12 protein-coding genes are annotated in these 15,819 nt (G+C 64.5%); 6 read left to right on the top strand and 6 right to left on the bottom strand.

Annotated elements, in window-relative coordinates:
- Window positions 1-4: 4 nt before the first annotated feature.
- From BLW48_RS03875 to BLW48_RS03860, 4 genes are read right to left on the bottom strand one after another with little or no spacing between them, the layout of a single operon-like run.
- Window positions 5-1,234, bottom strand: a complete 1,230-nt coding sequence (locus BLW48_RS03875; RefSeq protein WP_093172744.1) for a CaiB/BaiF CoA transferase family protein — start codon at window positions 1,232-1,234, stop codon at window positions 5-7.
- Window positions 1,231-1,683 (bottom strand): MaoC family dehydratase, encoded by a 453-nt coding sequence (locus BLW48_RS03870; protein ID WP_093082734.1) that lies wholly within the window; start codon window positions 1,681-1,683, stop codon window positions 1,231-1,233. The genes BLW48_RS03875 and BLW48_RS03870 overlap by 4 nt, the downstream gene beginning before the upstream one ends.
- Before the next feature lie 42 nt (window positions 1,684-1,725).
- On the bottom strand, window positions 1,726-2,109 hold the full coding sequence (locus BLW48_RS03865; RefSeq protein WP_093082719.1) for a VOC family protein: 384 nt from the start codon (window positions 2,107-2,109) through the stop codon (window positions 1,726-1,728).
- Entirely contained in the window at window positions 2,106-3,035 is a 930-nt protein-coding gene (locus BLW48_RS03860) for a ketopantoate reductase family protein (protein WP_093172742.1), read from the bottom strand. The genes BLW48_RS03865 and BLW48_RS03860 overlap by 4 nt, the downstream gene beginning before the upstream one ends.
- 102 nt (window positions 3,036-3,137) lie before the next feature.
- Here BLW48_RS03860 and BLW48_RS03855 point away from each other — a divergent pair, with 102 nt between their 5' ends.
- The 5 genes from BLW48_RS03855 (at window position 3,138) to BLW48_RS34910 (ending at window position 9,599) form a co-directional block, all read left to right on the top strand.
- Window positions 3,138-4,082, top strand: coding sequence for a LysR family transcriptional regulator (locus BLW48_RS03855; RefSeq protein ID WP_093172741.1), 945 nt, complete (start codon window positions 3,138-3,140; stop codon window positions 4,080-4,082).
- Between the two features lie 184 nt (window positions 4,083-4,266).
- The gene (locus BLW48_RS35320) at window positions 4,267-4,578 is read left to right on the top strand and encodes a hypothetical protein (protein WP_177142253.1); all 312 of its coding nucleotides are present in this window, start codon (window positions 4,267-4,269) and stop codon (window positions 4,576-4,578) included.
- A gap of 531 nt (window positions 4,579-5,109) precedes the next feature.
- Complete coding sequence (locus BLW48_RS03845) at window positions 5,110-6,354, top strand: hypothetical protein (protein ID WP_093172737.1); 1,245 nt, start codon at window positions 5,110-5,112, stop codon at window positions 6,352-6,354.
- Between the two features lie 457 nt (window positions 6,355-6,811).
- On the top strand, window positions 6,812-9,166 hold the full coding sequence (locus BLW48_RS03840; protein WP_256330694.1) for a discoidin domain-containing protein: 2,355 nt from the start codon (window positions 6,812-6,814) through the stop codon (window positions 9,164-9,166).
- A 37-nt stretch (window positions 9,167-9,203) separates the two neighbouring features.
- Window positions 9,204-9,599, top strand: coding sequence for a hypothetical protein (locus tag BLW48_RS34910; protein ID WP_143047716.1), 396 nt, complete (start codon window positions 9,204-9,206; stop codon window positions 9,597-9,599).
- Window positions 9,600-9,751: 152 nt separating this feature from the next.
- On the opposite strand, the gene gspD is transcribed toward BLW48_RS34910, so the two are convergent.
- On the bottom strand, window positions 9,752-12,277 hold the full coding sequence (gene gspD, locus BLW48_RS03835) for a type II secretion system secretin GspD (RefSeq protein ID WP_093172733.1): 2,526 nt from the start codon (window positions 12,275-12,277) through the stop codon (window positions 9,752-9,754).
- Between the two features lie 16 nt (window positions 12,278-12,293).
- Window positions 12,294-13,211, bottom strand: a complete 918-nt coding sequence (locus BLW48_RS03830; RefSeq protein WP_256330693.1) for an amino acid ABC transporter substrate-binding protein — start codon at window positions 13,209-13,211, stop codon at window positions 12,294-12,296.
- Between the two features lie 607 nt (window positions 13,212-13,818).
- Between BLW48_RS03830 and BLW48_RS03825 the strand changes: the two genes are divergently transcribed.
- Window positions 13,819-15,681, top strand: coding sequence for a tannase/feruloyl esterase family alpha/beta hydrolase (locus BLW48_RS03825; RefSeq protein WP_093172731.1), 1,863 nt, complete (start codon window positions 13,819-13,821; stop codon window positions 15,679-15,681).
- Window positions 15,682-15,819: the final 138 nt, after the last annotated feature.

The following is a 15,819-nucleotide window of genomic DNA, read 5'->3' as shown; positions in this document are numbered from 1 at the left end:
TTCCTTACTTGCTGTAGAGCACGCCGTCGGCCTGCATGTTGACGATCTGCGCGGCGTCGAAGCCGAGGCTGGCCGCGATTTCCGCGTTGTGCTCGCCCAGTTCGGGCGCCACCTGCGTGATCGAGGTGTCGCAACCCGACATGTGGAAGGGCAGGTTCGGCAGGCGGATCTTTCCGAGCACTGGGTGGTCTTGCTCGATCACCATGCCGCGCGCGCGGATCTGCGGGTCGGCCAGCACTTCATCGATGCGCTGGACCTTGGCGGCAGGCACGTCGATGCCGTCCAGCATCTTCAGCATCTGCGCGACCGGCCGCGCAGCAACCCACGGCTTCACCACTTCGAGGATCCCGGCGCGATGGGCATTGCGCCCGGCCGAGGCGTGCAGCCGCTTGTCGCCGCCGAAACCCGCGGGGCCGCCGTTCTGCTCGACCAGCGCGGCAAAGCGCTTCCAGGCGTCGTCCACCTGCGCGGCGATCACGAGGTCGCCGTCCTGCGCGCGGAACACGCCGTAGAGCGTGGAATTGGGCATGTCGTGCCCGGTCTGCACCGGCACCTCCTGTCCGTTGGAGAGCGTGTAGCACTGCACCGCGTACTCGTGCATGGACACCAGCGTGTCGTACAGCGCCATGTCGATGTGCTGCCCGCGGCCGGACTTCACGCGCCCCAGCAGCGCGGCATTGATTGCGGCGACCGCATGGATGCCGGTGTACATGTCGCCGAGCGAGATGCGCAGCAGCGGCGGCGCCTCGCCCGGATTGCCGACCATCTGCATGATGCCGCTCTTGGCCTCGGCGATGAGGCCGAAGCCGGCGCGGTGCGAGTCGGGGCCGGTGTGGCCGTACGCCGAGATCGAGCAGTACACCAGGCCGGGGTTGGTCTGCGCGAGTTCGGCATAGCCCAGGCCCAGCTTGTCGAGCGCGCCGGGGCGATAGTTCTCGACGAACACGTCGGCGCTGTCGACCAGCTTCTTCATCAGTGCCCGGCCGCGTGGGTCCTTCGTGTTCACGCTGAGCCCCTTCTTGCCCATGTTCTGCTGCAGGAAATAGCCGCTGTGGTCGCCGACGAACCACGCATGCTGACGTCCTGCATCGCCCGTGCCGGGACGCTCGACTTTGATGACTTCGGCACCGAGCGCGGCAAGGCAGCGGCCGACATAGGGCCCGGCCAGGAAGTGGCTGTAGTCGACGACGCGGAAGCCGGCCAGCGGCAGCGCTTGTTTCGGCGACGTGCTCATGCCGGCTTCCTCGGCACCATCACGCGGTGCTCGCCCTTTTGCACGACCTCGTCGCGCTGGTTGATGAGTTCGGACGGCAGCACGAGGATGCCCCAGCCCGGCTTGCTCTTCGATTCGCGCTTGCTGCCGACGTGGAATTTCACGCGCACCGTGTCGCCGAGCTTGATGGGGCCGACGAAGCTCCATTCCCAGCCGAGCGACATGCCCGGCATGAAACGCATGTCGCTCTTCGTCTTGAGCCCGTCGGCCACCGACAGGCCGAACAGCCCGTGCGCCACGCGGGTGCCGAAGGGCGTGGTGCGTGCATAGGCTTCGTCGGTGTGAACGGGGGTGTGGTCGCCGGTGAGGTCGGCATACGCCATCACGCGAGCCTCCGTCACTTCATAGGGCGGGCTGGTGCACTCCTGGCCGACGACGGCGTCGTCCCAGTACTTGTCTTCGATGGTCAAGGTGGTCATTGGTGTGTGTCTCTGTATTGGGGGAGCGGCTCTTCAGGCGCGGGGATCGATGGCGAGCGCGCGTGCCACGGCGCCGGCGCTGGCCTGGATGAATTCGACGGCCAGGCCGTCCGGCAGGCGCAGCCAGTTGCGGCCCTGCGGCATTTCGGTCACGCCGAAGGCCTGTGCGGCGGCGAGTGCGGCTTCGAGGTCTTCGCACATCACGCCGAGATGGCCGAGGCGGCCTTCAGGCCCTGCGTAGTCGGGCTTGGCCATGAACTGCATGCCGCCGAGGGTCCAGTACTGCACCGGCTCTTCGAGCGTGCCCTGCACTTCGCGCATCGTCATGCCGCAGACGTCGTGGAAGAACTTGATGTGCCAGTGGATGTCCTTCACCCAGATGGCGACGTGCTCCACGTAGGCGCGCGGCGTGCTCATTTCGCCTCCAGCCGGCGTTCGATGCCCTTGATGGCGGCCACCAGCGTCTGGTTCACCGGGGTCGGCACGTTGTGTTCGCGCCCGGCGCGCACCACCGCGCCGTTGATGAAATCGATCTCGGTGATGGAGCCTTTCTCCAGGCTCTGCAACATGGAGGTCTTGAACTCGTAGGGCAGGCCTTCGGCGGCCATCACCCATGCATCGCGCGGAGACTGGATCGACAGCTTCACGCCGATGGACCGCGCGACGGCCATGGCCTCGGCCACGGCGGCGATGGCCGTGGCCTCGATCTCGGGCACTGCGTAGAGGCTGCCGTACACCTGGCCCGTGATGCCGCTCAGCGCGCCGGTCGAGACGTTGATGAGCAGCTTGTCCCACATCACGCCCAGGATGTTGTCGCTGACCTCGCAAGGGAGTTCGGCGCGCTCGAACTCGGCTGCGATGGCCCTGGTGCGTTCGCTCGCGTTGCCGTCGAGTTCGCCGATGACCGTGCGCTTGCCGCGCGTGCCGGCAATGATGTGGCCCGGGCCGAGCAGGACGCCGCCGACGTAGGTCTTGCCGGCCAGCACGTGCTCGCGGCCGGCGACGTCGGCCAGGATTTCCTCGTGGCCCATGCCGTTCTGCAGTGACATCAGCGCGGTGTCGGGTCCGACGATCGACAGCGCGCCTTCGATGGCCGAGCGCGTGTGGAAGGACTTGACCAGCACGATCACCAGGTCGGCCGGCGGCAGACCCTTGATGCTGGTCGATGCGCACACCTTGACGCGGCGTTCCGAGTCGCCTTCCTTCATGAGGAGGCCGTCGCGCTGGATGGCGTCGACGTGCGCCTGGAACGGGTCGATGAGTGTGACGTCCGACCCGCCGGCGGCGAGCGTGCCGCCGATGGCACAGCCGAGGGCGCCGGCGCCCAGGAAGTAGATTTTCATGCCTGTCTCTTGAAGGAGTGTTTCGAAGGGATGCGTCGAAGATAGGGTTCGACGAACATTTCGTCCATGACATGGAGCGAATGGTCTACATTCCGTTTTGAAATGAATGCGGACGACGACAACCTCGATGCGAGCGCGGGCCTGCTCAGCCTCAAGCTGCTGCGCCTGTTCGACCTGATCTACACCACGCAGAGCGTGACGCGCGCGGCCGACCAACTCGGCCAGAGCCAGCCGACGGTGAGCAACTGGCTGGGCCGGCTGCGCAGGCATCTGGGCGACGAGCTGTTCGTGCGTACCGCGGCAGGCATGCAGCCGACACCGCGCGCGGAAGAACTGATCGTTCCGGCGCGCGAGGCCCTGGCGGCGCTGCGCCGCGTGGCCGCGCCGCCGGAAGTGTTCGACCCGTCGAGCGCGACGCGGCGCTTTCGCATCTGCATGACGGATGCCAGCCACATCACGCTGCTGCCGCAACTGCTGGCGCACGTGCGCGCCGTGGGCCCCGGCATTCGCCTGGAGGCTGCGCGCATCGACGAGCAGACCGGGCAAGCGCTGCAGTCCGGCCAGGCCGACCTCGCGATCGGGCTGGTGCCCTGGCTCGAATCAGGCTTCTACCAACAGGTGCTGTATCCGCAGGATTGGGTATGCCTGGTGAATGCACGGCATCCGCGCGTCGGCTCGAAGGGCATAGGCCTGCGCGACTACAAGGCCGAGGCGCACATCGGCATCGTCGGCGGTACGGGCGTGCAACTGCTGGAGGCAGCGCTGCTGCGGCACCGCGTCGAACGGCGCATTCTGCTGGAGCTACCCGGCTTCCTGGGCCTGGCCGCCATCGTCTCGACCACCGACCTCGTCGCCACAGTGCCCCGCCAGATCGGCGAGACGCTGGCCCGCACCAATGGGCTCGCCGTGTTCGATTGCCCGGTGCCCGTGCCGCCCTTCACCGTCAAGCAGCACTGGCACGCGCGCTACAACCAGGACCCGGCGAATCGCTGGCTGCGCGGTTTGTGCGAACGGCTTTTTGCCAAGAAGTCGAACGCGCGTAAATAGAGGATCGAGCCTGTCGACGGCCAGGGTGAAAAGCACGATGCGCTTTTGAGCGCCTGCTCCGGGCGATAGCTTCAACCCGGAGCGCGGTGAACGAAGTGGCCTTGATGGTGCGACCCGGCGGCACGACCGAATGGCATTGCGAGACCGACCTGGGCCCGATCACCGTCGCCCCAAGACAACCCGAGTGGCCGATCAAGCTCGTGAGCGCCATGACCGAGCGCGTTTCGACGACCACGTTGGGCAGCGCAAGGTTCTGCCGCGCTGCACGTTTCGCCGTTTCGGAGAAATCCAACCGTCGCTTGGGCGGCACGCTCCACTGTTGGTCAAGACAGAGTCGCATCACCTGATCAATGCATTCACGCGTTGTCAGGCGAGCACCCCTCGCGAGACATCGAGCGAATCAGCTTCGCGCTTCCGGGGATGTCAGGTGCCGTTCGGCGTGTTGCGTGAGCGGCTCGCCGACATGGCTGTGGAGAAGCTCAGTCATCGGGATTGAGTGCCAGCATCCAGTGCATAGCGTTCAGAGGCTGCGCGCACGTGTGAGAGAACAACGCCATTCCTATGAAAAATGAGTGAGTGAATCTCGATTTTCGACGCGTTCAAAAAGCAAGGGATGAAGTCTTGGCTGCTCTACTCCGTCGATCGCTGCATCGTGAATGGAGCGCCTTGTAATGCACAAGTGTTGGTTGATGTTAGGCCTGATGCGCCGGTATTTCCTTTTTTGTCGGACTCCACTTAAGAGCTGGCCATAACTTGTCACACGGTGAATCCGAAGCGACGCTCCGCGTCACTTTCCGGGATCAATTGGCGCGTTCTTCTCCGGCGGGGGTCTGAGGCATGAATCGTGCGCCTCATGGCGTGGTCGGCGAGTGCATCCGGGCGCGAGCCTGCGACATGCATGCTGGCCATGCACGACGAAAGTATTCCCCCGCATGCGAAGTACGCAACGCGTGCGGCGGCTGGTTCTCTTCAATCTCAAAAAAACATTCCCATGATGATGTTCCTCCGAGGATGCGTTTCCGCACTGATGCTTTTGGTGCTCCTGTCTGGCTGCGGCGGTGGGGGTGGCGGCAACCAGGGCAGTGGCCTGGCCGGCCTGTCCGGTCTGGGCGGTGGCAGTCAAGGCAGCAATGGCACCGGCCAAAGTGGCGGTGGCACAGGCGGCGCGAGCGGCACTGGGGGCGGCACAGGGGGCGGCACAGGGGGCGGCATAGATGGGGGCACTTCGCCCGTCGCAGCGACCACAGCACTGGTGACCAGGCTCGGCAAGCCCGCCCGGGTGCTGTTCGGGCTCGGCTCCGGTTCCATCGACGAGATGAAGAAACAGGACATTCACCCGGACATCGTGGACACCTACCTGGTAGGCACTGGCGCAGGCGCCTGGCCTACCTGGAACAGTCCCGACGGCGCGTACCTCACATACACCGCGCAGGCCAAGCAGGCCTACGGCGCGATTCCGATGTTCACGCTCTACCAGATGCAGGGCGATCTGAGCGGCATCAACGACGCGGCCTTCATGAACAAATACTGGGGGCAGACGCGGCTGATGTACCAGCTCATTGCGGACCTGCGCGGGCCCGTTCTGATCAACCTGGAGCCGGACTTCTGGGGATTCCTTGCGTTGAAGAGGCCCGACCACGACGCGACGCAAATTCCGGCCGTCGTGAACAACCAGCCGGAATGCGCCGGGCTGCCGAACACCGCCGCGGGCCTCGGCCAATGCCTCGTGCAGATGGGCAGGCAGATCGCGCCCAAGGCGCTGGTGGGATTCCCGCCCTCCTTCTGGAGCGGCACCGCTGCCGAGATCGGCGCGCAGATGCGCGTGGTCGGGGCGGACAAGGCGGACTTCATCGTCGCCCAGACCAGCGACCGCGACGCGGGCTGCTGGGAAGCTGAATCGCCGCCCGACGAATGCAGGGGCCGAACCGGAACGTTCTACTGGGACGCAAGCAACAAGACCAGTCCGAACTTCCACGACTCCCAGAAGCAGATTTCGGACTACCGTGCCGCACTGGGCAATGGCCTGCCGATCCTGTGGTGGCAGACGCCGATGGGCGTGCCGTCCGACACGCCCGGCGGCACTGACCAGCACTACCGCGACAACCACGTCGACTACATGCTGCGCAATACCCAGGAGTACGGCGACACGCACACGTTCGCGATCGTCTTCAGCCCAGGAGGCAGCCACCAGACCTCCATCACCACCGATGGTGGCCAATTCGCCCGCCTGTCGGGCCAGTACCTTGCGCGAGGCGGTGCGGCCTTGAAGTAGCGATCGGACGCCGGAATCGCACTTGATCCGACGGCGACGTATTCGACCACCATGTATGTGGAAGGCGCCCCGGTTCTACATCCTCTTCCTGGATGAACACCAGGATCAGTCAGCCTCGCGAGCCGAAAAGCCTTCAAGGCGGATCGCGGGCTTATCAATGAAATCAGCGCCTCCAGGAAAGCTGGCGGCCCGTGCCGGGCTCCGCGACTTTTCTGCGCATTAACCAACGGCTCCCATGTTTGATAAAACTGATTTTGCTGCTGCGTTGCTCGTGTTGAGCGCGGTCGTGCTCCCGGGTTGCGGGGGCGGAGATTCGGAAAATTTCCAGGCAGGCGCTACGGTCCCTGTTGTCGCAGGGGGCACCCCGGAGGTCCCAGCTGTCGCGGGAGGCACGCCGGAGACTCCCGCCACCACGGGAGTCACCCCCGAAATCCCCGCCGCCCCGGGAGACAGCCCGGTGGCCCGCGTGATCAAGCATCCGGGCGTTGGTGTCACCCTCTCGGATCTCGCGACGCTCAAGGCATACGTCGACCAGGGCAGGGAGCCATGGACGTCCGGCTTCGAGCAAGTGGCGGGCAGTCCCATGTCCAGGCTCAGCTACGGAGGGCATGGCCCGTTCGCGAAAGTGAGCCGCGCCCCTGACGAGAATCTCTGGGCCTGGCGCAACGACATGGTCGCGATCTCGAATCTCTCGCTGATGTGGTACTTCACCCGTGACGAGCGATACGCGGAGAACGCGCGCAAGTTTCTGCTTGGGTGGGCCACCACCCAGACCGAGTTCTCGGGTCGCGAGTCGATGCTCGACCTGGGCGACTACGCGCTCCAGTTCGTGGGCGGCGCGGAAATCCTGCGCGCCACATGGCCGGGCTGGAAGGAGTCCGACACGGCGACGGTGAAGAAGTACTTCAAGGACGTCCTGATGCCGGCGGCGAACCCTTACGGCGAAAGCTCGTTCGGCGCCGCCAACAAGGGCGCACTGTCCCTCACCGCGCTTGGGCTGATGGCGATCTACAACGACGACATCGAGACATTGGACAAGGTCGTCTACCAGGTCCGCACGCTGGCCCACATCGGGCTGAGAAATTCCAACGACATCGGCATGCTCGGCGACTCGCTGCGCGACCAGGGGCATGCCTATGGGCAGCTCAAGTCGCTGACCATGCTCGCCGAGGCGCTCTGGAGCCAAGGCATCGACATCTATTCCGATTTCGACAACCGCCTGCTGGCCGCGGGTGAGTATTTCGCGAGAGTGAACGAGCGCGTGCCCACGGCAGCGCTTCCTTTCGGCACCACCGATCGCTACTACCTCACCGACGTCACCGGGCACGGCTGGGACGGTGCCAATGGCGGGAGCGTGGCGCTGACCCAGATCTATGGCGCCTACGTCCTGCGCAAGGGTCTCCAGGCCCCCTTCATCGCGCAGAGGCGCCTCCGGATGCCGGTGGACGGCAGCAGCTTCATGTTCCTCAAGGACGCCGACACGTCGAAGGCGACACCGCCGCCGGCGCTGCCCATTCCTTCGACCGCCTCGATCACCTCGGGATTCAGCAATGCCGACATCGGGGGCGCCAGCCCGGCCGGAACGGCCATCTACGCCGACGGCAAGTGGATCGTTCAGGGAGCGGGCAACGATATCTTGTGGGGCACCCAAGACGGTTGCCACTTCACCTACAAGGCCCTCGCCGGCAACAGCGCCATCATCGCGAAAGTCGAGTCAGTGCAGAACACCAGTCCGGTCGCAAGGGCGGGCGTGATGATGCGCACAAGCCTGGAACCAGGGGCTCCGCGCGCCTGGATGGCCATCGCCAGCAGAGGCGACGCCGGACAGAACATGCAGAAACTCGCCGTGTACGGTGGCTCGAACTATGGGACCAAAGCCATGGCTATCGCCAGCGCCACGGCCTCGTACTGGGTGAAGCTCGAGCGCATCGGGAACATCATCACCGGCTACGTTTCTCCCGACGGCACCAATTGGGCCGCCACCGATGTCGGCCGCATCGACGCCCCCGTTCCCGACACGATTTATGTCGGCCTGGTGGTCTCCTCGGTCGCCAATGGTGGCCTGAACAGTTCCACCTTCAGCAACGTGCAGATCACCGGCGGCGACGGTGGTGCGCCGAGCGTCATCCCGGCGGCGCCCGCCATGCTGCTGGCCTCGCCGGGCGATGGCACCGTCCCGTTGCGCTGGCAGGCGTCCTTCGGCGCCAACGGATACACGGTCGGCCGCTCCGAGTTCAGCGGCGGACCCTACGAGACCGTCGCGTCGGGCGTCACGGGCAGCAGCTATACGGACACCTCCGTGGTCAATGGCACCACCTACTACTACACCGTCACGGCGAGCAACTCCGCCGGAACGAGCGGCCGTTCTCCCATGGACAGCGCCACGCCGGCCCGTCCGATGGTGAACGTTGCCACCGGCGGCACCGCAAGCGACAGCGCGGGCAATGCGACCCAAGCGAAACGCGCCTTCGACCGGAACTCGCTGTCGCAATGGCTCTACGTGGGCACGACCGGCTGGCTGCAGTACGACCTCGGCCATACGGAGCGCGTCCAGCGCTATGCGATCACCAGCACCACCAACCCGGTCCCGCGCGATCCGAAGGACTGGCAGTTCCAGGCCTCCAACGATGGCGTCACCTGGACCACGCTGGACACGCAAAACGACCAGGTGTTTGACTACCGCCTGGAACTGAAGACCTATGCGATCGCGAATCCGGCCTCCTATCGCTACTACCGGCTCAACATCACAGCCAACAACGGCGACAGCACCCTCACGGATCTTTCCGAACTGGGGCTGTTCGTTTCCAAGTAGCCGTAATTAACCCGATGCGCGATGGACAGGCACGCCCATGGCACATCTCTTCCAGCTCCAAGCAATACGCCAAAAAATGCCGCAGATCTCAAGAAAAATAAGTGAGGTGTCCATTGGCAGATCGTCTCCAGTTGCATCGACGTTCCCCCGTAACTGGAATTGCGCGCGGCTCATCGCGATCGGCCTGCTGAGCACATGGGTCGCGGCTTGTAGCGGTGGGTCGTCGGGCACTTCGACAGAAGCACTCATTGCAGGCACACCCGCAACCGCACCTGCACCTGCACCTGCACCCGCGCTTGAACCCGCACCCGCCCAGGGCACCTCCTGGAAGAGCGTGAAGTTCGGCGGCATCGGCGTGATGGCGGCAGATCAGAACATCTATGGACGCATCTACGTGAGCGGCACCGGCCGGGGCGCGTTGTACAGCAACTGAACCCCGTCGCTTCATCCCCGCATCGCTCATGCGCAAGACCGTGCGGGGTGCTTCACATATCGACGCAGCGCTCGACTGCTTGTTCTTGCCGCCCTTCCAGTTGGCGATCTTGTGCCGGCCTTCAATGGCACTGAACACCTCCGCTTGCTGCCCTACGGAAGCTCCCGTGCGCTGACCGGATCGGCCGTCGGCGGCAGCGCACCGCGCGGGGGGCTGGGCGCAAGCTTGCGCGTATCGGGCAGCACCGGCGCGGCGTTCACCCCGCGCAGCATGATGTTGTCGGTGTTGGGCTGCGTCTGCAGCTGCTGGCCGCGGATCTCGTCGTAGCGGTCGTAAGCGAAGGCCTCGGTCGAGGCGCCATCGCGCATCACCGTCGGGCGCAGGAACATCATCAGGTTGCTCTTGGTGCGCGTGCGGTTCTCGTTCTTGAACAGGTTCCCCAGCACCGGGATGTCCCCGGCCAGCGGCACCTTCTCGATGTTGTTGTTGTAGGTGTCCGACAGCAGCCCGCCCAGCATCACCAGGCCGCCGTCCTCCACCAGCACGCTCGACTCGATCGAGCGCTTGTTGGTGGTCGGGCCGTTCACGTTGGTCAGCGAGTTCTGGTCGACCGTGGAGGTCTCCTGGAAGATCGTCATGCGCACCGTGCCGTTCTCGTTGATGGTGGGGCGCACGCGCAAGGTCAGGCCCACGTCCTTGCGCTCCACGGTGGTGAACGGGTTCACGCCCACCGAGCCCGAGGTGCTGGCGTACGAGCCCGTAGGGAAGGGCACGTTCTGGCCGATGATGATCCTGGCCTCTTCGTTGTCCAGCGTCAGCAGGTTGGGCGTGGAGAGCACGTTGGCATCGCTATCGCTGTTGAAGAAGTTGGCGATCGCGCCCAGGATGTACTGGCCGCCGATCTTGCCGGCGATGCCCAGGTTCAGCCCCGGCTGGATCGAGGAGGCCAGCCCGGCGGCATTGCGGGTGGCCAGCGCCTGGGTCAGCGCCAGGATGTTGGTCTTGTTCAGGCTGGAGTTGGTGCCGATGACCCCGTTGTTGCCCAGCGCGCTTTGCCACTGCACGCCGAAGTTGGCGGCCTTGCTGGCGCTGACCTCCACGATCAGTGCCTCGATCATGACCTGCGCGCGTCGGCCATCGAGCTTGTCGATGACGGCGCGCATCTGGCGGTACTGGGGCTCGGGGGCGGTGATGATCAGTGAGTTGGTCGTCGGGTCGGCCTGGATCTGGCCGCCGGTGGAGGGCTGGTTGGCGGCTGGCGAGCCGCTTTGGCCGCCCGTGCTGTTCTGCGTGGCCTGCTGTGGCACGGCGCTGCTGCCGTCAGCCGCACCCGCGCCCGTGGTGCCCGATGGCCGGTTCGCCGCCATCGCGGCGCGCAGCGTGGCCGCCAGGCGCACCGCTTCGGCGTTCTTCAGGTAGACCACATGGATGTTGCCGGCAGCGCCATTGCTGCTTTCGGCAGGCGGGCGGTCGAGCTTCTCGATCAGAGTACGCACGAGCTGCGCGCGCGCCGGATTGGCCGCGCGCATGAGCACCGAGTTGCTGCGCGCGTCGGCCAGCAGCGTGGTGCGAAACGATGCATCGGCGCCACCCGGCGCTTCGCTGACGCTCGGTGCGCCCGACGCACCGCCATCGATGAGCCGCTGCACCAGCGGAATCAGGTCGGTGGCGATCGAGTGCTTCAGCTGGATGACCTCGACATCGGAGGCATTCGGCACATCGAGTGCCGCGATGATGCGTGCGAGCCGCCGCATGTTGTCGGCGTAGTCGGTGATCACGAGCGAGTTGCTGCCCGGGTTCACGTTGATGGTGTTGTTCGGCGGAATCAGCGGACGCAGCACCGGCATCAGGGCGTTGGGCGACTCGTGGTTGAGCCTGAAGATCTGGGTGACGACCTGGTTGCTGGCCGACGCTGGTACGGCACCGATGGAGGTGTTCACGGCGACGCTCTGCAGCTTGGCGTTGGCTTCGAGCACCACCTTGTAGAGGCCGTCGGCCTCCACCACCGCAAAGCCCTGCAGGCGCAGTGCCGCGGCGAACTGGTTGAAGGCGGCGGCCGGCTGCACGGCGCGGTCGGTCACGAGGTCCATCGTGCCCTTCACGCGCGGATCGACCACCACATTGCGCCCGGTCACCACCGCCATGGTGCGCGCCACGGCCTCGATGTCGGCGTTGGAGAAATTGAGCGTGATCGGACTGCTGCGAACAACAGGCGCTGCCGCGGCCTCGGCCGGCGCGGGCGTCTCCACCGTCCGTGGCTCGACAACGGCAACCGCCTGAAGCGTGACCCGCACCGAATTGCCTTGCAGCTCTGCCGTGTACGGCACCGGCTGCCGGAGATTCAACACCACCCGGCTGCGCTCGCCGGCCTGCACCACATTGATCGAGCGCAGGTTGGGTTGATTCACTTCGATGGCCGCGCGCCCGACATCGTTGGTGGCGCCAAGGAAGTCCAGTGCGATGCGCGCGGGGCTCGCGACCGAAAAACTGCTGGGCACGGCGGCGAGCGGTCGTGCCAGGTCGATCTGGATCACCTCCACACCCTGTTGCATGGCGCTTGCGACCGCCTTGATCGCGTTCTGCGCGCAGGCGGTGTCGACCGCGCCGGCTGCAAGCAGGCCTAGGCACACGGCCCGAAGGCGGAACCGGAGAGCGCCCCGTGCGCCGAGGTCTTTCACTGGCGGGCGGTTTGTCTCAGATCGAATGACCGAGCACCATCGCGACGCCGGGTTGCTTGTTCGGCCGGACGAAGCTGTCGCGTGTCAGGCGTCCCATCTTGATGGTGAGCGTCTGGGTGTTGAACCACTTGTCATAGAGCGCATTGATCTCGCCGCTGGCGTACAGCTGCGAGAGGCTCCGGTCGACCGCCGCGAGCAACGCGGCGTCGCCCTTGCGCACCATCACGGCGTACGGTTCGACCGACAGCGCAAGCCTGCTCAGGCCGAGCGTATCGATCCCCTTGTCGTTCGACACGAGGCCCTGCAGCAGCGAGTCATCCTGCGCAAACGCTTGCACCTTGCCTTCCTTCAGGGCCTTGTAGGCCTCGCCGTTGTTGTCGTAGGTGGTGAACTTCGCGTCGCGCAGCTCGCCGTCGCCCAGTTGCTTGAAAAGCTTCTCCGAGGTCGAACCCTTGGCCAGCGCGATCGGCATGTTCTTCAGGTCCTTCACCGTCTCCACGTGAAGGCTCTTGTTCGTCAGCACGCGCATCCCGGCGACGAAGAAGGTGTAGCTGAAGTCCACCTTGTCCTGGCGCGCCATCGTGTTGGTGGTCGAGCCGCACTCGAGGTCGATTTCGCCGGCGAGCAGTTTCGGAATGCGCTCCGGACCGGCAACGAGCTTGTACTGGACCTTGATGTCGGGAAGCTTGAGCTCGCGCTTGATCTCCTCGACCGCGTGCAGGCACAGGTCCACCGAATAGCCGGCGGGCTGCTTCTGCGCATTGACGAACGAAAAGGGCGGCACGGCTTCGCGCACGCCGAGCACGATCGTGTGCGTTTCGCGGATCTTGCTCATCGTGTCGGCGGCCTGCGCCGGCAGTGCCGCCAGCGCCATCAGCATGGGGACCAGGGGAATCATTGCGGCATGCAGCAGCCGCAGGGGAAAAGGGAACATGGGGTACGCCGCCAACGGCGGTTTGAATTTCGATGTCGATCACACGCCGTTGCTGTCTCGCCGACCCTCGGGGGTCGCGTTCGCACCCACCGCCCGGCATCGCTCGCAAGAGATTCGGTTCTTGCGAGCGATGCGGACCCCATGTGTCATTCGGTAACCTTGCGCGCTGATTGTTTACTGAAACGTGTGCCTTCCATTGGCATGAAAAATGGAATTCAAACGCTCGTTTTTCGAGGCAATCGCCACGTTCTGCCGGCGCTCGAGGGAGCCATGGTCGTTCCAGCTTTGTCCTGGACTTGCGACAACTCGTCCATCGGGTCAAAGACGCTCACGTTCCAGTAGGTCGGAACGTAGTCGTGCCCCGCCAGCGCAAGGGCATTGCCGACAACGATGTGCACTATATTTCTGAACGCTGATGACGAAAAAGGCCGAATCCAGACTGCTTTGTTGAGTCGCTTCACTCACAGCCACTGCACGGCGTATTCCCTAGCGACGGGATAACCCGTACAAGCGAAGTTTGTGGAGGATGCCTAATAGTTCATGTTGCACTCGAAGGTGGGCAAAAAAATGCACTTTCTTGCAGCTGGCCCTAACTTGAAGGAGACACATGAAAACTCATCAGCCTTTGGCAGTTTCCGCAATCGTTGCAGCCGTTCTCGCCAGTGGGTGCGGTGGTGGCGGCAACAACAACACACTTCCTTTCATCGGATTCGGCAATCCCCCTGTCGCCACGGTGCCGCCCCCGTCAGGCCCAGCGGCGCTGACATGTGATGACACGCTCAAGGCCAATTTCAAGCCTGACGCCAGCACCAGTGTTGTTGCGGTCAAGTCATTCAAGAAGGGAGACGCCCTCGTCCTGGGTGGCGCGGCGACGGCGGCAACGCCGGTGGCTGCCAACGACGTCTGCATGGTCAAGCTGAATGTGGGGCCTGGAAACCCTGGACCCGAAGGCGCCCCTTCAACGTCGCCCGGCATCGGCATCGAGATCTGGCTGCCATCGAAAGCAGCCTGGAATTCGCGCATTCATGCGTTGGGAGGCGGTGGTTGGCAAGGGGGTGTCGCCGGCAGTGCGGCAGCGATTGCGAGCAGCGACGCGGCCAACGTGGCCGGCAAGGAAGGCGCTGTCTCATCGACCACGGATACCGGGCATTCCTCGCTCGCGGGCGGCTCGTTCGCAATGAACCCGGATGGCACCATCAACAAGACGTTGTGGACCGACTTCGCGAGCCGAGGCATTCATGAACAGGCCGTCAAGACGAAAGCACTGGCGGCGGCCTACTACGGAACGCCGGCCAAGTACACCTATTGGGAGGGAGGCTCGACGGGTGGACGCCAGGGACTGAATCTGGCGCAGAACAACCCCACCGACTTCGACGGCATCATCGCCAACTATCCTGCCATCAACTGGAGCAGGTTCATCACCGCGGAGCTGTATCCGCAGATCGTCTTCCAGCGTGACCTGGGTGGTGTTGCACCGACACAAGCTCAGCAGGATCTGGTTTCCAACGCTGCCATTGCCGCATGCGATGTGGTGGCCGGCCAGCACCTGGGCTATGCGCTTGACCCCGCGTCTTGTACGTACGACCCGACGACAGATCTCACGGTTCTCTGCACATCCGACGGTGGAACGAACGGAACGAGCGCGTGCGTCACGAAAGCACAAGCCACGGCCATCAACAAGGTCTGGTACGGCATGACCGCCGACGGCTCGGCACCGTCGCCGGCGACCGACAACGGCTGGTCTGCGGCTTCGTCTTCCACGCTGCTTGGCTCCGCAAACCAGCGCTGGTACGGACAGAGTCGCGGCACTTCGCTGTATGGCGCCATGTTCGCTTCTTTTGGTCTGAACGGTCTGACCAGCCCGAACGGTGCATTCCCCATCGCGTCTGATCAGGTGGCGCTCGAGTTGCAGAACTCGACCATCGGCGACCCTTCGTTCGTGAATGCGACCGGCAACGGCCAATCGCTTTGGAAGCAACTGAGCTACGCGCAGTTGAGCAATGCCTACGACCGCGGCGTGACGCTGCAGCCGCAGTTCGGAAACATCAACACGGACAACCCGGACCTCTCCGCGTTCAAGAATCGCGGCGGCAAGATGCTGACCTGGCATGGTTTGGCCGACGAGCTCATCATGGCGCAGGGGACGGTCAACTACTACAACAGCGTGGTCGCCAGGAGCGGCGGGTTGAGCGATGTCCAAGGCTTCTATCGACTCTATCTGGTGCCAGGTGCCGGCCATGGCGATCCGAACGGAACGTCCAACCCCGCAGCGGAAGTGCCCTACTTCACGCCGACCCAGTTCTACGACGCACTGACGGCGTGGGTGGAAAAAGGCACCGCTCCGGATGCCCTGACCCTGCAGACCCTTGGCGGTGCCCCGACGAAAACTCGCCCCATCTGCGTGTACCCGAAGAAAATCACCTACACCAGTGGAGACATTGGCTCAGCGGCGAGCTACACCTGCTCGTAGTTGCGGCCACTGTCAGAACTCGTGGTGTGGAGTCAGGCGACTGAACTGCGCTTGCAGCCACTCTGCGAGTGGATCCCAGCCATATCAACCCATGGTGACTGGGTCAAAGCTGGTCTTGAGCCACTGCGCCCACGCATC

Source organism: Variovorax sp. YR266 (genome assembly GCF_900107295.1).
In the GTDB taxonomy this organism is placed as follows: Bacteria; Pseudomonadota; Gammaproteobacteria; order Burkholderiales; family Burkholderiaceae_C; genus Variovorax.
Note: the sequence above shows the minus strand (reverse complement) of the source record. Positions and strands in the feature narration are given on the sequence as shown.